Below are 16609 nucleotides of genomic sequence, written 5' to 3' on the forward strand. Positions count from 1 at the left end.
TTAGAAAATATTGAGGTACAGTAATGTTAGATCCGCATTTATTACGTGAAAACCCTGAGTATGTGGCGCGTGCGTTAGGCAAAAGAGGATTTATATTTGATGTTGATGCGTATATAAAACTGGAAGAGCAGCGTAAGTCGTTGCAAGTTGCGACGCAATCTTTACAAAATGAACGTAATCAGCGTTCTAAAGAAATTGGTTTTGCCAAAGGTCGCGGTGAAGATGTTTCTGCTTTATTAAATTCTGTTAGTCACTTAGGTCAAGAACTAAATCAAAAAAAAGCTGAACTTGAACAAGTTTTAAGTGATTTAGATGCTTTATTATTAACTTTACCAAATATACCTCATGAAACTGTTCCTGTGGGTGCAGATGAGAATGAAAATGTTGAAATTAAACGCTGGGGTAGTGTGCCGCAGTTTAATTTTCCTGTTAAATCACATGATGAATTAGGTGAAGCATTAGGGCAACTGGATTTTGAATTAGCAGCAAAAATAGCTGGTAGTCGTTTTGTAGTTATGAAACATGAATTAGCAAGATTACATCGTGCTTTAATTCAATTTATGTTAGATATTCATACTCAAGAGCATGGGTATAAAGAAATTTATGTACCTTATATTGTTAATGCCGATAGTTTATTGGGTACAGGTCAACTTCCTAAATTTGAGAAAGATCTATTTAAAATAAAAGGGGATGAGCAATATTATTTAACCTCCACTTCTGAGATTCCAGTTACCAATACTGTTCGCAATACTATTACACCAATTGAGTACTTACCCTTAAAATATGCTTGCCACTCACCTTGCTTTAGGAGTGAAGCAGGTTCTTATGGCCGTGATACCAAAGGAATGATTCGACAACATCAATTTGAAAAAGTTGAGTTAGTGTGGGTTACGACTCCTGAGTCATCTTATGAAGTGTTGGAAAAATTAACTCAACATGCAGAAGTTATTTTACAACGCCTAGAATTACCTTATCGAATCGTTACTTTATGTACAGGAGACTTAGGCGCTGGTTCTGCTAAAACTTATGATTTAGAAGTTTGGCTACCAAGTCAGAATACTTATCGGGAAATTTCTTCTTGTTCTAATATGGAGTCGTTCCAGGCTCGTCGTATGAAAGCGCGTTATCGATTAAACGATTCTTCAATTGAATTAGTGCATACTTTAAATGGCTCAGGATTAGCAGTTGGCCGTACCTTAGTGGCTATTATGGAAAACTATCAAGACCAGGATGGTAACATTCATATTCCTGCTGCTTTACAACCTTATATGGGTGGAAAAACATTAATTAAAGCGAAAAATTAGTAAAATTTTTGGCGTTAGGATATTAAGTTTTAAGGAAAAAATGAAAACAGTTTTTGCTAAATACCTGCTAATTAATGGACGTAAAATTAATTGCAAAGTACTAGCGGCAGATGAATCTTTTGCTTCTAGGCCATATCTTTTATGTATTCCGGGCGGGCCAGGTTTTGGCCTTGCTTCAACTGAAGCTTTTACCAACCAATTAGAAAAGCAAGCCAAAGCGCTGCAAATTCCTTTACCTAATGTTATTCTTTTTGACCCTCTCGGTTGTGATAGTAGTGATACTGCTAACGATATTGATGAAGAATATAGTATGTATAATTTCACTGAAATCGCAGCAAATGTTGTAGAAAATGTAAAAGAGGAATTATGTCCTAATCAACCTATGGATTTACGAGTTTATGGTGGCTCTTTCGGAAGCTTAACTGCAATGGATATTCCTCTGCATAGGCCACAATGGGTAATCAATGATGCAACTATCCACTTAAAGCAAATTATTTCTCTCGTTGGTCCAAATGGTGCAGGAGAGAAGGAGTATTCGAGGCAATATTTAGAGGATAATTTTAAGCACCATCCTAATTATCATCACATAAAGTTAGCTTTAAACAAATTATTAGATGGTAAAATTCAGGATAAAGATGATTATATTCAAAGTATCGTTATTAATCTTGCTCCTCTTTATTCAGAAGAAAATGAGAAGTTACTTAATAGCTATTTAGGAAAATTGTTAAGAAATTATCATCGTCAACTTATACCGATTATGAAGGGTATTAATTATTTAATAAAGAAAATAGGATTATCCTCAGATAAACTAGACTATATGATTATGGGTTTAGACGGTTGCTCACTTGAAGTACTTAACCAATTTTTTAAAACAGATATGAATGGATTTAACTTGACCGATAATATTAGCAAAAATTTATCTTTATATAATCAAATTCCAATTAGTTTAATTTCCTGCATAAACGATCATATGGTCAATTACAAAACTGCTGAAGGGATTAATCAATTATTACCTAATTCGAGTGCAGCAATTATTCTTAATGACAAACATATGGCAACTAAAGGCCCAAGTAAAGATACAGTAGAAAAAATAATTTTAGGTATGCTTACTAGTAAAATACCTGAGCAAGCGTTAGCGTCACCACAAATAAATCATCATACTGTTACAGCTAATTTTCAGCAGCAAATTGAGCTATTAAATAATTCTAATAAGGAAAATGCACTTGCTAACAGTACAAAAATGTTATTCTCTACCCTCGGATTGCCTAAGCAAAATGTAGTTGTCTCTGATCCTAATGTTACTAGGGTTATAAATAATTCATCGTCGTTAGTAAGTGCTAAAAATGACCCTGAAGAAGATATTCACGTAGAGTTTAAAATGAATTTGAATTAATTTTAGCCCTCTGTCAGTGCCCAGAGAGTTGTCAGCAATTGTAGGCCGGGCCTTGGGCCCATAGCCGTCAGGATAAATCGATTAGATCGAGGCAGGCAGAGGTGCATTTGAGCCTTTTTTGGAATCGCCGAAACCATCCTTGCGGCTCGATGTTGGACATCCATGTCCAACAACGTTCCAAAAAGGGCTCAAACGCACCTCTGCTTTGAACATACAAGGGTTTAAAACTTAAACATAGCAAGTAGCAAGTAGCCTGGGTGAAACGACGTGAAACCCAGGTTTCGGCCCGCAGGCCTACACTCAAGCTAAAGCTGCTGAAGTTATACTCTTTAGGTTTGTAATGCCACCTTTTTTTATCTAGTCTTTGTTTTAACTAAACCTCATAATATATGCAACAACGCCGGCTTGTCGGCGGAATCCAAAGGAGAAATTTAAGTTAGATTCCGCATTGAACAGTTTTTCTATTTTTCCCTGTGCAGAGGTTAATTAGGGCCTATTATGTTCGTTGAACAAGCTTCTGGCGAAAGCTCTAAATTTGATGCGTTATGTGTAAAAAAAACCAAGTTACTATTACTACGCGCTTTAATTTCTGCCAACACTAAGGACTTTTTTAGTTTTTGATTTGCATCTTGTTCATAAATGACGTTTTCTTTCAGAATAGCACTTTGAGTTTCTAAATAGGTAATATCAGGATCTTTGTAAGCTTTTTTTAATTCCTTTACTAGTTGATCAACAAATGTTTTTTCTTCACTATTTAATGCAGCCGGAACAGCTAATAAATTTAAGCCATTTTTTTTACAGCCCACAATATCAGGGTGGCTTTTTAATAGTTTAGTAAGTAATTTTCCATCAGGATAATATTTTTCAAGTAATTGATAGTAAGAAAAAATAATATCTCTGTCATGATTAAGATCTAAAAAAGTATCTACAGCAGTTTTTCCTTGACGATTTTGTGTAATTGGATTAATTCCGGCCTTTAAAAAGAGTGCGAGACCATATACAGAGAAAGTTGTTTTATTAGCTATTATATGTAGTATAGTATTACCTTGCTCATCAATCTCATTTACATCATATTTACCCGTCTGAACAGACGATATAAATTCTGCTGAGAAACGGGAAACTAAAAAATCTTGAATGATGGAAGGGTTAGGCAAGAGGTCTAATAAAGAAACATTTAATTAGTAAAAATGTGAATCCAATTAAAGTTAATATAAGTTATAGGTGAGAGCAATTTCTAGGTAGTAAGCATAGTTTGGGCTTTGGACCCAAACTATTAAGTTGCGATACATTACTGTAGCCATTATTTTGGGGCAACTTAGTGAGACTATCTAACTCATAAGTTAATTTGTTGCTTATTTACCCATTCCGCCAAATCTGGTTTAAGTAAATCAATTTTACTTAAACAACCTATTGCTTGACCGGTTAGGTTAGCAAAAGGGTAGTGGCCGTTATATATAAAATTTTTATACTCAATAACATGTGTATATTCAATTTCGCTAGATAAAATACTTTTTATTGCTTGATAACTTCGTGGGCTTGTAAATTCAGCACTAAAATAATCATATCCTAAACGTTTTAAAAAATGTAATTGTAAAGCTAATAATTGTTTTGCAAGTCCACGTCCTTGATAATGTTTATTTACTGCTAGTGTAACGAAATGTGCAACTTTTTTAGGATATGGAATAATAGGTAATGGTGCAGATACTGCTTTAAGCAATGCAAAAATGGGGAAGAATTTTGCTGATAATTCTGGCAGTTCATCGTCTTTTGTTATTAAAGGTTCAGAAATTCTACAGCCGATCAGTTTATTATTTGTTTTATCTCTGGCTACCAAACTTAATGAATTATTTATAGCTTTCTCACAGAGATAGCGGGCAAAAATACTAAATTCAGTTACTGAAATGTTTAGTGCGTGTGTCATAGGCTCAGCTTCACTAAACGATTCGGCAAGACATTCTACCGCCTCGTCAATATCTGTATTATTTAATACACTAAATTTAATCTCAGTCGATAAAGATAAAAATGGATGAGTTGGTACTGAATGATTATCGGTGCATATCGAATGCATATCTTATTGCTTCCTATTTTAACTAATTTTAGTTGCTTAATTTAAGCGTTTGTTTGTTGGCAATATCTGAAATCTCTTCACCAAAAGCCTTAGCAATAAAACGTTTGAAAAAAGAAGGAGGAGAATATTTTTCATGTTGAAAAGCTGAATTACCAAAATCTTTCTTAAATTGTTCTCGATTTTCTTTGATATCTTGCAGTAGTTTTTTATTTTCAACTTTATATTCTTCTTTGTTGAATACTTTACTGGTAGATAATATTGTTTTTCCGAGTTTAATTTCGCTAAGTGGTCCGAGATCCTCCCAATTTTCTTTATCTTTCTCAATCCCTGCCATAAATGATTTGATACTAGGTCGTTGTGGATTTAAATTTGCCAAAAATGGAGTTAACTTATGGGTGTAGTGGTCAATATTAAAATTTTTAATTTGCTCTTCACTTAGTAAGGTATGTAGTCCTGGATGTTTAGTATTATTTGCGTTTAAGTTGTTGCTTATTTTTTGTAAATTTATCGCATAGTTACTCTTTTTATCTTCGGGCATACTGCCATGTTTAAATGATACCCAACCACCTTCAGGAGTGATGGCCTTGATTTCATCTTTTAGAGCGGCAGCACCTATGCATGCTAAGACAAATCCTGCACATGAAAAACCTTTAGGTCGTCCTTCATAAGCCGTTCCTTTGTCCATTAAATGAAAACCAAGTTTGATGAATGGTTTATACAAATTGTATGAAGGTATTGTTAGTATTACTCCTATGCCTGCAGCAAAACTTGAAATGGGATGAGGGAAGATAGGATTTTTAATGGGCGCCGTTTCCCGCCTTGCCGCAAATTTCAAATATTGAAATACATTGTTTGCTTGGGCTTCAATACTTGTGTCAGGGTCTTTATCCTTATTTATTAGCGCATCCATTAACCTTTTTTCGTCATAAAGTATACCTTGTTTTAACCAACACTCTGCTTGGTTTGCAATTTCTTCACCGCTTAAGGTTTTACTGCGAATAACTTGAGTTTCAATTTTGTTTTTTTGCCATGGGTGGAAAAGATTACCTGTATTTTTTAATTCATGATGAAAATAAATAGTATGTGCTAATGTGCTTCTAATTAAGCCTGATCTTTTAAGTCCATAGCCCATATGGATAACGTCACCAATTTGCTCAGGGTTTGGTGCATATATAACAGCATGATAAGGGACACCATTAAATTTTATAATAATAATGTCTCCACGTTTTAAATTAGTAACCTCAACCATGTTTTCGTCCTTGGATAATTGTTTGAGGTATTCTATATAAGTAGTTAGCAGAAATATAGGCTGACTTCTACAATTTGCTTAGTTTAAGAGCCTTACTATACAATCCCAAAATTTTAAAATAAAAATATGATTTCAAATTTCGATTTAGAGGATAATTTTGATAAAATGATCAAAAAATTATGAATATTATGAAGATAGGGCTGAAGCATAAATTAAACTTAATTTTATCAAAGTAACGATTCGTTGACTTCAGCCAAAATAGGTAAGTTTCGCAACGGAATTTCTCTTGATTTTTTCACCAACTATTCTGAACTAGGCAATTGGTTAAATATAAACCAAAAATTTCTATTTTGGCCTATGACATCGATTTCAGATAGGTTATTAATAATTTTTAAGCTAAATGGCTTATAACGCAAATTAATTATTATAGGATGTAATATTATGTTAGGTATAGCTAATACTTTATTTGGCTCAAATAATCGAACTGATTCTGAAGAAAATAACACTTCATCTGAAGTAGTTTCTCCACCTACAGAAATCCAGTTTAAAGTGATTAATAACTCTGCTGAACCATCTGTCAATCTTGAAGAATTACAGAAAAAATCAGTGATGCTTCCATTCTCTCCAGATGAAATGGTTCAACAGTACGGAGCAACCTGTAAGCTAACGGTCATCGCCTCTGTTGATCGTTTTTTTGCACATAAGAATCATTATCCTGCTGTTCCTGTGTTCAAAAACTCTAAAGGGGTTTATGGGCAAGAGAAAAGTGGAGTATCTATTCGACAATTATCTAAGTATCTTGGATCAATACAAGGTGAGTTATTAGAAATAGATCAATTAACAACTTTATTAAATCAATCACTAGGCTATGAAAGTGAAGTAGTGGAACTAGGCAGTGAAGAGGAATTTAGAGCACGCGTGATCCACGAGTTACAACAGGGACAGCCTTGCATTAATTTTTTTAGCGTTGATACTAGGTCAGAGCCTGAGTTTCACGGAAAGCCTATTGTTACAGAAAAAGGAGATTTTGAGCATGCGTGTTTGATCACTGGCTATGATGCCTTGAAAGATACCTTGCGCATCACTCATTGGAATCGGCATTTTAATGTTTCATTACATCAATTTTATCAATCGAATCAATCACTAAAAGATACCAGGACTCAAGAACATTATCGTTCCATTAAAGAAATAATGAATATATTGTTTGGATATCAAACCAAATACTCTATACAGCGTAAATTTAATTTAGCTGATCGAGATGAGTTGATCCCTCTTACTAAATATCTACAAAAAGAAATGGGCACCGATCCCCAGTTAGTTTTAGAGTTGGCACAAACTGTTCCTGAGATAGGTACAATAATTCCTAAAGTTGGTACGGGGTTTCGCAATAAAATGATCTGCATTTCAGCTCCCACACCTAATAGGGTAGTTGAAATGCAAGACTCTCCCTTACGTCTTAATACTTTTATTTAGAGCTGCCCGAGGTCTGTCATAGAAAATTTTATTGTCTTATATATTTGCTGAATTTTTTGAAGTTTAGCAGATGCTCATTTTTACATGGAACATTCAATCGTGATATTAGATGAGTTCAATACTAAATTAAATAATTTGGATACTAATATCGCAAAAATGATTACTAAAAATAATGTTTTATCGCAAACGATTCATAATTTAAGTAATAAGAAAGATAAGCAACCAAGCCCGAGGATTTACACGATGTTTGGTTTGAAGTAAGAAAAAGAAGTCAGGAAGTAGCGTGGCCTGCAAGCAAATCTGACTTTTCACCAAGTTTCATAACTTGTGATTAAGAGTCCATAGCTTGCAATCAGGCTACATTATTTCCCAAACCTTTGGTCGGAGTGACAGGAGTTGAACCTGCGACCCCTGCCTCCCGAAGGCAGTGCTCTACCAAGCTGAGCTACACTCCGATTAATAGAGTATAGTGTTACTCACAAAACTTTATGCAAGACTAGTGAGTACGCTCAAGCGCAAATGCTGCTAATTCTTCTAAGGCTTGTTTAAAAATAGAATCAGGCAGTATTTTTAATGCTAGAAGGGCAGCATCAATTTCTTTTGCAGCAAATTCCTTGGTAAATTCAATGGCTTTCGTTTCTTCAATAATAGCTAAAATTTCAGGAAGATTATTTAAATTTCCCTCTTTTAAACTTTGTTTTATTAATGCTTGTTGAGTAAGGGTGCCTTGCTTAAGAGCATGTAAAAGAGGCATTGTTGCTTTTCCATCTGCTAAGTCGGTACCAATATTTTTTCCTGTTTCTTTAGTATCAGCACAATAATCTAGCGCATCATCAATTAATTGAAAGGCATTGCCCAGATGCAAACCATAATTATAAAGTCCATGTTCTATTTCTTCTCCAACCTCGCCCAAAATAGCGCCTATGGCTGCTGATGCTGCAAATAAGAGGGCTGTTTTAGCTTTTATTACTTCAAGATAATCATCAATAGTTAACAAAGGATTATGGCGGTTAACTAGCTGTTTTACCTCACCACAGCTAATTTCATGAGAGGTATTTGAAAATAAACGTAGAATAGACCAATTTTTTACATCAACAAGTAGTTGCACGGATTGAGTAAAAAGATAATCACCTACTAAAATACTGGCTTTACTTCCCCAGATTTCATTAGCAGTTTCTTTTCCTCGTCTTAATTTGGATTCATCCACGACGTCGTCATGTAATAGGGTAGCGGTATGAAAAAACTCAACCATAGCCGCCAAAGCGATATGATTTTGACCTTTATAATTACAAGCATTACTGGCAAGTAATACAAGCAGAGGACGTAAACGTTTTCCGCCACTTTCTACAATATGGTGTGATAAATCATCAATTAACCCTACTTGCGATTGTATTTTATCAATAATTAGAGCATTAACGGCTTCAAAGTCGTTAGCAACAAGCGCTCGTAAATGGTCTACCGACATTTTTTATCCTCAAGCATTTAATCCATGAATGCTAAGGTCCATAATAATTAATGTCAAGTTAACTAACAAATAATAAGTATGTTAGTAACTAAGATACTAATTGATTGCTAAACAAATTAAGTAATTTTTGATTTTAGTTTAAAAAGTAAGATTTTTTGTCGGAAATTATTTTTTCTTTAGCTAAAATCAATATATATACAGTAAATAATTTATGTATATTAAGCGTTAATTAGATTAAATAGGTAATCAAAACTATTTATAGAACTACAGTATAGGTAACTGGAGCACTGATGGAGCAGAGAACAGTTTGGATTATTAATAATATTGATGATAAAAACCTTTTTCCTTTGGAAGTTGATCAGGCAAAAAATATTACCGATCTTCCTGCAGAACCTCCTTACGCATTAATTTTAGCTAAATCGCCTCAGCAACATTGGCCTGATTTAGTAAAAGAAATTCGTAAAAGACCTGAGTATCGTTTTCTCCCTATTTTTTACCATGGTGATGTTGAGCCAAAATTAAAACATATTTTTGATGGCGCTGCTGATAGTAATACATTCATTACCTGCGCTAATCAAATTAATGAGCGCTTAAAGAGTATATCTAAAGCTGTTTTAGAAGCCACTGATAAAGAAGCAATCTTGCTTATTTATTTATATTCAAGAACTAATATGTTGGTACATGGTTACAAGAGTGCAAGCTCACCCTACATTTATGAATATCCCTTATTAACTGTGCTTTTAAATGAAGAATCTGGCTTTGAACATTGGCAGTTTTTGGAAGATCTAGTATTAAGAGATTTATTAGCTCACCACAGCTTAGTTGATGAAATAACAATTTGTCCTGCTTGCGGCTCAGGGTTACTTAATTTAAGAAATAGCTGTCCTAGTTGCCATTCGATTGATATTAAACCACAACGCTTTATTCATTGTTTTGCTTGTGGAAATATTGCGCAAGTACCTGAGTTTTTACGTCAAGAGCGATTAATATGTACTCGGTGTCATACCAAACTTGAAGAGCTAGGTGTGGATTATGAAAAACCTTTGGAAGATAAGATATGTAATAATTGCGGTCATTTTTTTGCCGAGCCTGCAATGGATTTAGTTTGTTTAGTATGTCAGCGTGTTGCCGCCCCTTCAGATTTTACAGCACGCCGCCTTTATAATTATCATATAACACGCCGTGGTGAATATTTAGCTCGTGGCATTGATAAAAGTATCTATACTAATTTTAGTCATTATTTTAAAGTGATTGATTTTCCTATTTTTTTATCTGTTTTAACCTGGCAAGCTAAACTAGCCGAGCGCTATAGCTCAATTTATTTTAGTATAATGATTTTGCAAATTACCAATGAAAATAAGCTTATTGAATTGCAGGGTGAAAAAAATTCCGAGCGCTTATTAGGGCAGTTATTTACGAGTTTAAAGCAGGTATTTCGTGAAAGTGACTTAGCTGCTCGATCAAATGGAAGCATGTTCTTTTTTCTCCCTTTAGCGAATCAAGAGGGCTGTATAGTCATTTTTGAGCGTATTAAAAACGCTGTCCAGCAGTTAGTTGAAACAGAAATAGGGGAAGGTTTATCAGTTGGTATTAGCTATATGACCTCGGCTGATATTATTAATAATGGTCTACAAGGTGAATTAATTTTAGCAGAATTACAAACACGCATGCTTGAAAGTAATCACAGTATTATTGGTAATAAAGTATAAAATAATTATTAATTAATCCAATTGAAAAACGTATTTAATTAACTATTAACTTAATATAGCATTTCTCACTAATTTTATATTAGACATTAAAGCGGAAATGCATAACATCGCCATCACAAACCACATAATCTTTTCCTTCCAAGCGAAGTTTTCCTGCTTCTTTTGCACCTTGTTCACCACCATAGGTAATAAATGCGTCATAAGCAATAACTTCTGCTCTAATAAATCCTTTTTCAAAATCAGTATGAATGACGCCTGCCGCTTGTGGTGCTGTTGCACCTTTAGGAATTGTCCAGGCTCTTACCTCTTTTACACCTGCTGTGAAATAGGTTTGTAAGCCTAATAATTCATAGCCAGCACGAATAACACGATTTAAACCAGGTTCACTTAAACCCAGTCCCTGCATTAGCTCCAATCGATCAGGCTCGTCTAATTCTACCAATTCTGCTTCAGTTGCAGCACAAAGAGCAACTACTTTAGCATTTTCTTGTAAGGCTAGATTAATCACTTTTTCAAGCAGAGGATTGTTATCATAGCCCTCGTCATCAACGTTTGCGATATAAAGCACAGGCTTTGCTGTTAAGAGAAAGAAACGTTTAATAATTGTTTCTTCTTCTGGTTTAAAAGAGAGGGTACGTACTGGAAAACCTGCATCCAAATGTGCTTTTACCTTAAGCAGAAGTTGTTGTTCAGCGAGTGCCTCTTTGCTTCCACTTTTAGTATTTTTATTGATTTTAATTAAAGCCTTATCAATTGTTTCCATATCTGCTAAAGCTAACTCTGTATTAATCACTTCGATGTCACTTAAGGGATCAACGCGTCCTTCAACGTGAATAACATCAGATTGATTAGTTCCAAAACACCGTACAACATGAGCGATAGCATCCGTTTCTCTAATATTTGCTAAGAACTGATTACCTAAGCCTTCCCCTTTAGAAGCGCCTTTAACAATACCGGCAATATCAACAAATTGCATAGTAGTCGGTATAGTTTGCTGTGGTTTAACAATTTTACTTAATTCATCTAGGCGTGAGTCTGGTAGAGTTACAATACCTACATTAGGTTCAATAGTACAGAAAGGATAGTTTTGAGCTTCAATACCTGCTTTAGTAAGCGCGTTAAATAAGGTTGACTTACCAACATTAGGTAAACCAACAATACCACATTTAAATCCCATAATTGGCCTCTTTTAAGTATTTCTCTACATCAGTAATCGATTAATTAATAACTTGAAGTTTCTTTAGCTATTAATTTTATTCATTGCTAACGCCATTTCACCTTTTATAAGTGAGGGTAATATTGTTATTGCACGTTCAAGTGCTGCCAAGATTAATTGTTTGTCGGTTAAGCTAGGTCTGCCAAGTACATAATTTAAAACTAAATCTTTATGTCCTGGGTGTCCTATTCCAACTCGCAGACGATGAAAATCTGCACTACCAAGTTTTTGCGTTATATCGCGAAGCCCATTATGACCACCATGTCCACCACCGGCTTTTAATTTAATACGGCCAGCAGGAAGATCAAGCTCATCGTGCACTATAAGAATCTCGTTTGGATTAATCCGGTAAAATTGACTAGTTTCCTTAGTTGCTAAACCACTTTGATTCATAAAAGTCGTAGGCAACAGCAATCTACAAGAGTGACCATCTTGTTCAATGATAGCTAGCTCAGTATGGAGCTTCTTTTCAAGCTTAAAGGACACATTGTAAGCTTTAGCTAACATTTCAACAAACCAGCTACCAGCATTGTGACGCGTAGTCGCATAAGCTGGGCCCGGGTTTTTAAGTCCAATGATTAATTTAATTGCCATAAATTATTATAAGGAGGCGATTTATTTTCGCTTCAACTAAAGGGAATTCATATGTAGGTTGGGCCTTGGCCCAACATTCACGAGTTATTACTGGGCTAAGGCCCAATTTACCTATTCTGGCATATCTTCTTCAGGCTTAGGAGCCGTTTCTTCTTCAGTACCACCTTTTGGTGCATGAATAGCTACTATTGGTAAATTATGATCAGCATCATTGACGTTAGCAGTGAGCTGAACCCCTTTAGGTAGTTTTAAATCAGCTAAATGTACTACATCATTAAGGCCAACTTCACTCATATCAACTTCAATAAATTCAGGTAAATTCTTAGCTTGGCAACGAACTTCTACTTGAGTCATATTATGGTTAATACGGCCGCCTGCTTTTACTCCCTTAGATATGTCTTCATTAATAAAATGTAAAGGAATATTTTTTACCAAAATATCTTTTGCTGATACACGCTGTAAATCCATATGTAGGATAACAGGCTTATAAGGGTGGCGTTGTAATGCTTTAAGGATTACATGCTCAATTTTCCCGTCTATACTTATATCAAAAATTGAGGAGTAAATACTTTCGCTCTCAAGCGCTTTTATAACTTTGTTATGAGAAAGATTTAAGGTTTGGGGTTCTTTGTCACCACCATATAAAATAGCAGGGACTTTATTTTCAAGACGACGTAGGCGGCGGCTCGCACCTTTCCCTATATCAGCTCTTGTTTCGGCTTCTAAAACTATTGATGACATAACTATCTCCATAGAAAAAACATTGATACTTAACGCGCGACCAAGTTAAGTACTAAAATAAATTTGGAGCCAGAGTATACAATAATTTAAAATCAACTTGAAGTAATACCAGTAATTTCATAAAATATGCAACTTTGTTGAACTTATAAAGCCATTTCGGCGAGTTGGAGATAAGCTATGTATGCGGTAATTAAGACAGGCGGTAAGCAATATCGTGTAAAAGAAGGCGATATTATTAAAGTAGAATCGCTGTCTGGTGATGTTGGGAGTGAAGTCGATTTTGCTGATGTACTCATGCTTGCTGATGGTGATAATGTTACTGTGGGCACGCCTTTAATTGCAAAAGTGGCTGTGAAAGGCGAAATCCTCGCACACGATCGCCATAAAAAAGTTAAAATTATTAAATTCCGTCGTCGTAAGCACCATATGAAGCAAATGGGTCATCGACAAAATTTTACGCAGATTAAAATTACTGCGATTAACGGTTAAGAGGGGAAAGCAATGGCTCATAAAAAAGCTGGTGGTAGTACGCGCAATGGCCGCGATTCGAATCCCAAGTATCTTGGTGTCAAGCGTTTTGGTGGTCAATATGTAAATGCTGGTGAAATTTTAGTCCGTCAACGCGGTACGCGATTTCATGCAGGCGCAGGTGTAGGTTGTGGTCGTGATCACACTTTATATGCATTAGTTGCTGGTAAAGTTGCCTTTTGTATTAAAGGGGCTAAAAATCGTAAATTTGTTACGATTGAAACAGCTGAAGGTAGCGCTAACTAGACTAATAGTAAAACAATCACTGTTGCTAACTTCAATCATCTGATGTATGTCAACATTTTGATATTAATGTGCCGTAGGTTGTAACTTGCGGCATATAACCTCATTCTAAGCCCAACCTACATGAAAATTTTCTTAAGTTGGCACCATTAACTGGGTTATTACGTAGTATTAAATCCCCGTCCTATCAGGTAAATTAATTAAATAGAGAAAATAAATGAAATTTGTCGACGAGGCCATTATTAATGTTGAAGCTGGCAATGGTGGGCATGGTTGCTTAAGTTTTAGGCGTGAGAAATTTGTTCCTTTTGGTGGCCCTGATGGTGGTGATGGCGGCGATGGTGGAAGTGTTTACTTAGAAGCCAATAGTGATCTTAATACTTTGGTTGATTTTCGTTATCAAAGGCACTTTAAAGCTAAAAACGGCCAGTCAGGCATGGGTAGTAATTGCACAGGTAAAAAAGGTGAGGACTTAATTATTCAAGTTCCCGTAGGAACACTTGTTTTTGATTGTGATACAGATGAATTATTAGGTGATATTAAGCAAGCAGGCGATCGCTTATTAGTGGCTCAAGGTGGATTTCATGGGCTCGGTAATACACGGTATAAAAGTAGTGTTAATCGAGCTCCACGACAAACAACACCTGGAACGCCGGGTGAAGCACGCCGCTTACGTTTAGAGTTACGTGTTTTAGCAGATGTGGGTTTATTGGGCTTACCTAATGCAGGTAAATCAACTTTAATTCGTGCAGTTTCTAGCGCTAAACCTAAAGTAGCTGATTACCCTTTTACCACACTTCACCCTGAACTAGGTGTGGTTAGAATATCTTCTTTTAAAAGTTTTGTGATGGCTGATATCCCAGGCCTTATTGAAGGCGCAGCTTTAGGAGCAGGATTAGGCCATCGTTTTTTAAAACACTTAGCACGTACCTGTATTTTATTACATGTGCTTGATATTTTACCAATAGATGGCAGTGATCCCATTACTAATGCAAAAGTTGTTTTGCAAGAGTTGACGCAATATGACCCACAATTAATTAATAAGCCACGCTGGCTTGTTTTAAATAAGATAGATATGGTTCCTGATGAAGGCGAACGAGACCATATTAAACAGACTATTATTCAAGGCTTAAATTGGCAGGATAAAGTCTTTATGGTTTCTGCTCTAACGGGTGAGGGTACAAAAGAGCTTTGTTATGCATTAATGGAGCTGATTGATGAGATGAAAGAGCCGAGAGCTAATTAATTCAGCCGCATAATGGATAACCAATGGGCTCCTATGTGGTATGACATGTGTTTCTTTACCTTCAAAACGGCCATGACTATAAAAAATAGCTAGCGAAGTTTCACCATTTTTAGGCCGATTAGACCAGTATTCGTAGAGTCCACAAATATGAAAATGAAGCGCTGCATGATTTTGTTCATGAAATTTAATAAAAGGATATGTTTCAGGTAGCTGAATTAATGATTGTAAAAGTCCACCCGTAACTTCATCTAGAATAATAATAGGTTTTTGCCATTTTTGAATCAGCTCGACTAATTCTTCTGATGCTTTTTTATCGGTTTTAGTTATTAAGTGGGGGCTTATAATAGGTTGTAGGGTTTTTAAAATTCTTTCAACTAATTCTGGTTTAGCCCAAACTTTACACTCCACATAAGGCGTATCAAGCCGATAACCTGTTTTACAATTAAATGTTTGTAAAGCGTCATCAATTGCTTGAGCAATTTGGCTCTCAGCCACCCCAAATAAGCGCCACTTAAGCAGCTTCGTAGTGGTATGTTGAGTATTTTGTAAGATAGGTAAAATATAATTATTAAACATGGGCAGACATTCTCTAGGCGGGCCAGGTAACATAATAAGTAATTTATTATGGTGTCTAACATAACAGCCCATTGCTGTGCCATTTGGATTAGGTAATAAATAAGCTTTTGCAGGAAATTTAGCTTGTTGTTTATTGCCTTCGCTTAACGCCAGCTTACTATGGTATAGTCTATTTTGAATATGCGTTAGCGCCTCTTCAAACTCTATAAGTGAACTTTCTAAATAGCGACTTAGGGCATAACGTGTCCTATCATCTGAAGTAGGGCCGAGTCCTCCGGTGATAATGATGATGTCATGCTGATGAGCTAGAAAACTAATGCATTGGTATATCTCAAGCTCGTCGTCACTACAAGATAGATGTATGCCAACTGCTAATCCCTCTGAACTAAGCGCATGTGCTAAATAATGAGAGTTAGTATTTAGCGTATCTCCATGAATAATTTCATCGCCTGTAGCTAAGAGTGCAATTGCCATAATTATACGTTCCTATCAATGTATCTTTATGATAGAGGTTTCGAATATAAAAATGAATAGACTTTTTTGCAAACTACTATTGCTGGCTAAGAGTTGCTGAAAGTAGATTAATTAGAAATCAATTTTGCAGGTAAGTTCTCGTTTAAGTTAAGTAAATAGATTAAATAATTTTGTAATATCTAATTATAAATTAATATAATTTTAACTTTTTAGCTTTTATTATTGCTTAATTTTTAAATTAAATACTATATGTTTAAAATTTCTTGCAGGTAAACTTAAGAGGTGGTAAGCTCTCGCTTGCTTCAAATAGCCTGTAGGAGGCTAAAACAA

15 protein-coding genes and 1 tRNA gene are annotated in these 16609 nt (G+C 35.3%); 7 read left to right on the plus strand and 9 right to left on the minus strand.

Going from position 1 to position 16609, the window contains the following annotated elements:
• Positions 1–23: 23 nt before the first annotated feature.
• Positions 24–1304, plus strand: coding sequence for a serine--tRNA ligase (gene serS / locus ACNVED_RS02815; protein WP_419420246.1), 1281 nt, complete (start codon positions 24–26; stop codon positions 1302–1304).
• A 40-nt stretch (positions 1305–1344) separates the two neighbouring features.
• On the plus strand, positions 1345–2697 hold the full coding sequence (locus tag ACNVED_RS02820) for an alpha/beta fold hydrolase (protein WP_419420247.1): 1353 nt from the start codon (positions 1345–1347) through the stop codon (positions 2695–2697).
• 482 nt (positions 2698–3179) lie between these two features.
• Here the strand turns inward: ACNVED_RS02820 and ACNVED_RS02825 are convergent, their stop codons facing one another.
• From ACNVED_RS02825 to ACNVED_RS02835, 3 genes are all read right to left on the minus strand, one after another.
• A complete protein-coding gene (locus ACNVED_RS02825) occupies positions 3180–3851 on the minus strand; it encodes a hypothetical protein (RefSeq protein WP_419420248.1) in 672 nt (223 codons plus the stop codon).
• A gap of 179 nt (positions 3852–4030) precedes the next feature.
• Positions 4031–4765: a GNAT family N-acetyltransferase gene (locus tag ACNVED_RS02830; RefSeq protein ID WP_419420249.1), complete on the minus strand. Its 735-nt coding sequence runs from the start codon at positions 4763–4765 to the stop codon at positions 4031–4033.
• Between the two features lie 28 nt (positions 4766–4793).
• Positions 4794–6014 (minus strand): hypothetical protein, encoded by a 1221-nt coding sequence (locus ACNVED_RS02835; protein WP_419420250.1) that lies wholly within the window; start codon positions 6012–6014, stop codon positions 4794–4796.
• 441 nt (positions 6015–6455) lie between these two features.
• Here ACNVED_RS02835 and ACNVED_RS02840 point away from each other — a divergent pair, with 441 nt between their 5' ends.
• On the plus strand, positions 6456–7487 hold the full coding sequence (locus ACNVED_RS02840; RefSeq protein ID WP_419420251.1) for a hypothetical protein: 1032 nt from the start codon (positions 6456–6458) through the stop codon (positions 7485–7487).
• A gap of 378 nt (positions 7488–7865) precedes the next feature.
• Here ACNVED_RS02840 and ACNVED_RS02845 read toward each other — a convergent pair.
• Positions 7866–7942: transfer RNA gene (locus ACNVED_RS02845), tRNA-Pro, on the minus strand.
• A gap of 41 nt (positions 7943–7983) precedes the next feature.
• Positions 7984–8952: a polyprenyl synthetase family protein gene (locus tag ACNVED_RS02850; RefSeq protein WP_419420252.1), complete on the minus strand. Its 969-nt coding sequence runs from the start codon at positions 8950–8952 to the stop codon at positions 7984–7986.
• Positions 8953–9242: 290 nt separating this feature from the next.
• Between ACNVED_RS02850 and ACNVED_RS02855 the strand changes: the two genes are divergently transcribed.
• Complete coding sequence (locus ACNVED_RS02855) at positions 9243–10661, plus strand: diguanylate cyclase domain-containing protein (protein WP_419420253.1); 1419 nt, start codon at positions 9243–9245, stop codon at positions 10659–10661.
• A gap of 79 nt (positions 10662–10740) precedes the next feature.
• Here ACNVED_RS02855 and ychF read toward each other — a convergent pair whose 3' ends face one another.
• The 3 genes from ychF to ACNVED_RS02870 form a co-directional block, all read right to left on the minus strand.
• On the minus strand, positions 10741–11838 hold the full coding sequence (gene ychF, locus ACNVED_RS02860) for a redox-regulated ATPase YchF (protein WP_419420254.1): 1098 nt from the start codon (positions 11836–11838) through the stop codon (positions 10741–10743).
• A gap of 63 nt (positions 11839–11901) precedes the next feature.
• Positions 11902–12471, minus strand: coding sequence for an aminoacyl-tRNA hydrolase (gene pth, locus ACNVED_RS02865; protein ID WP_419420255.1), 570 nt, complete (start codon positions 12469–12471; stop codon positions 11902–11904).
• A 111-nt stretch (positions 12472–12582) separates the two neighbouring features.
• On the minus strand, positions 12583–13212 hold the full coding sequence (locus ACNVED_RS02870) for a 50S ribosomal protein L25/general stress protein Ctc (protein WP_419420256.1): 630 nt from the start codon (positions 13210–13212) through the stop codon (positions 12583–12585).
• A 177-nt stretch (positions 13213–13389) separates the two neighbouring features.
• Between ACNVED_RS02870 and rplU the strand changes: the two genes are divergently transcribed.
• The 3 genes from rplU to cgtA all read left to right on the plus strand — a co-directional run bounded on the left by rplU (position 13390) and on the right by cgtA (position 15229).
• A complete protein-coding gene (gene rplU, locus ACNVED_RS02875; RefSeq protein ID WP_419420257.1) occupies positions 13390–13701 on the plus strand; it encodes a 50S ribosomal protein L21 in 312 nt (103 codons plus the stop codon).
• A gap of 12 nt (positions 13702–13713) precedes the next feature.
• The gene (rpmA, locus tag ACNVED_RS02880; protein ID WP_419420258.1) at positions 13714–13986 is read left to right on the plus strand and encodes a 50S ribosomal protein L27; all 273 of its coding nucleotides are present in this window, start codon (positions 13714–13716) and stop codon (positions 13984–13986) included.
• A gap of 214 nt (positions 13987–14200) precedes the next feature.
• The gene (gene cgtA / locus ACNVED_RS02885) at positions 14201–15229 is read left to right on the plus strand and encodes an Obg family GTPase CgtA (protein WP_419420259.1); all 1029 of its coding nucleotides are present in this window, start codon (positions 14201–14203) and stop codon (positions 15227–15229) included.
• On the opposite strand, the gene ACNVED_RS02890 is transcribed toward cgtA, so the two are convergent.
• Positions 15185–16279 carry a competence/damage-inducible protein A gene (locus ACNVED_RS02890; RefSeq protein ID WP_419420260.1) on the minus strand — a complete coding sequence of 365 codons (1095 nt, stop codon included), beginning with the start codon at positions 16277–16279 and terminating at the stop codon, positions 15185–15187. The two genes, cgtA and ACNVED_RS02890, sit on opposite strands and share 45 nt — an antisense overlap.
• Positions 16280–16609: the final 330 nt, after the last annotated feature.

Origin of the sequence: Legionella sp. D16C41 (genome assembly GCF_048541585.1) — a bacterium.
Lineage (GTDB): Bacteria > Pseudomonadota > Gammaproteobacteria > Legionellales > Legionellaceae > Legionella_C.

Bases quoted from the DNA above. Each gene is read 5' to 3' on its own strand.
- serS (WP_419420246.1), top strand. From the start codon at position 24: ATGTTAGATCCGCATTTATTACGTGAAAACCCTGAGTATGTGGCGCGT.
- ACNVED_RS02820 (WP_419420247.1), top strand. From the start codon at position 1,345: ATGAAAACAGTTTTTGCTAAATACCTGCTAATTAATGGACGTAAAATT.
- ACNVED_RS02830 (WP_419420249.1), bottom strand. From the start codon at position 4,765: ATGCATTCGATATGCACCGATAATCATTCAGTACCAACTCATCCATTT.
- ACNVED_RS02835 (WP_419420250.1), bottom strand. From the start codon at position 6,014: ATGGTTGAGGTTACTAATTTAAAACGTGGAGACATTATTATTATAAAA.
- ACNVED_RS02840 (WP_419420251.1), top strand. From the start codon at position 6,456: ATGTTAGGTATAGCTAATACTTTATTTGGCTCAAATAATCGAACTGAT.
- ACNVED_RS02850 (WP_419420252.1), bottom strand. From the start codon at position 8,952: ATGTCGGTAGACCATTTACGAGCGCTTGTTGCTAACGACTTTGAAGCC.
- ACNVED_RS02855 (WP_419420253.1), top strand. From the start codon at position 9,243: ATGGAGCAGAGAACAGTTTGGATTATTAATAATATTGATGATAAAAAC.
- ychF (WP_419420254.1), bottom strand. From the start codon at position 11,838: ATGGGATTTAAATGTGGTATTGTTGGTTTACCTAATGTTGGTAAGTCA.
- pth (WP_419420255.1), bottom strand. From the start codon at position 12,471: ATGGCAATTAAATTAATCATTGGACTTAAAAACCCGGGCCCAGCTTAT.
- ACNVED_RS02870 (WP_419420256.1), bottom strand. From the start codon at position 13,212: ATGTCATCAATAGTTTTAGAAGCCGAAACAAGAGCTGATATAGGGAAA.
- rplU (WP_419420257.1), top strand. From the start codon at position 13,390: ATGTATGCGGTAATTAAGACAGGCGGTAAGCAATATCGTGTAAAAGAA.
- rpmA (WP_419420258.1), top strand. From the start codon at position 13,714: ATGGCTCATAAAAAAGCTGGTGGTAGTACGCGCAATGGCCGCGATTCG.
- cgtA (WP_419420259.1), top strand. From the start codon at position 14,201: ATGAAATTTGTCGACGAGGCCATTATTAATGTTGAAGCTGGCAATGGT.
- ACNVED_RS02890 (WP_419420260.1), bottom strand. From the start codon at position 16,279: ATGGCAATTGCACTCTTAGCTACAGGCGATGAAATTATTCATGGAGAT.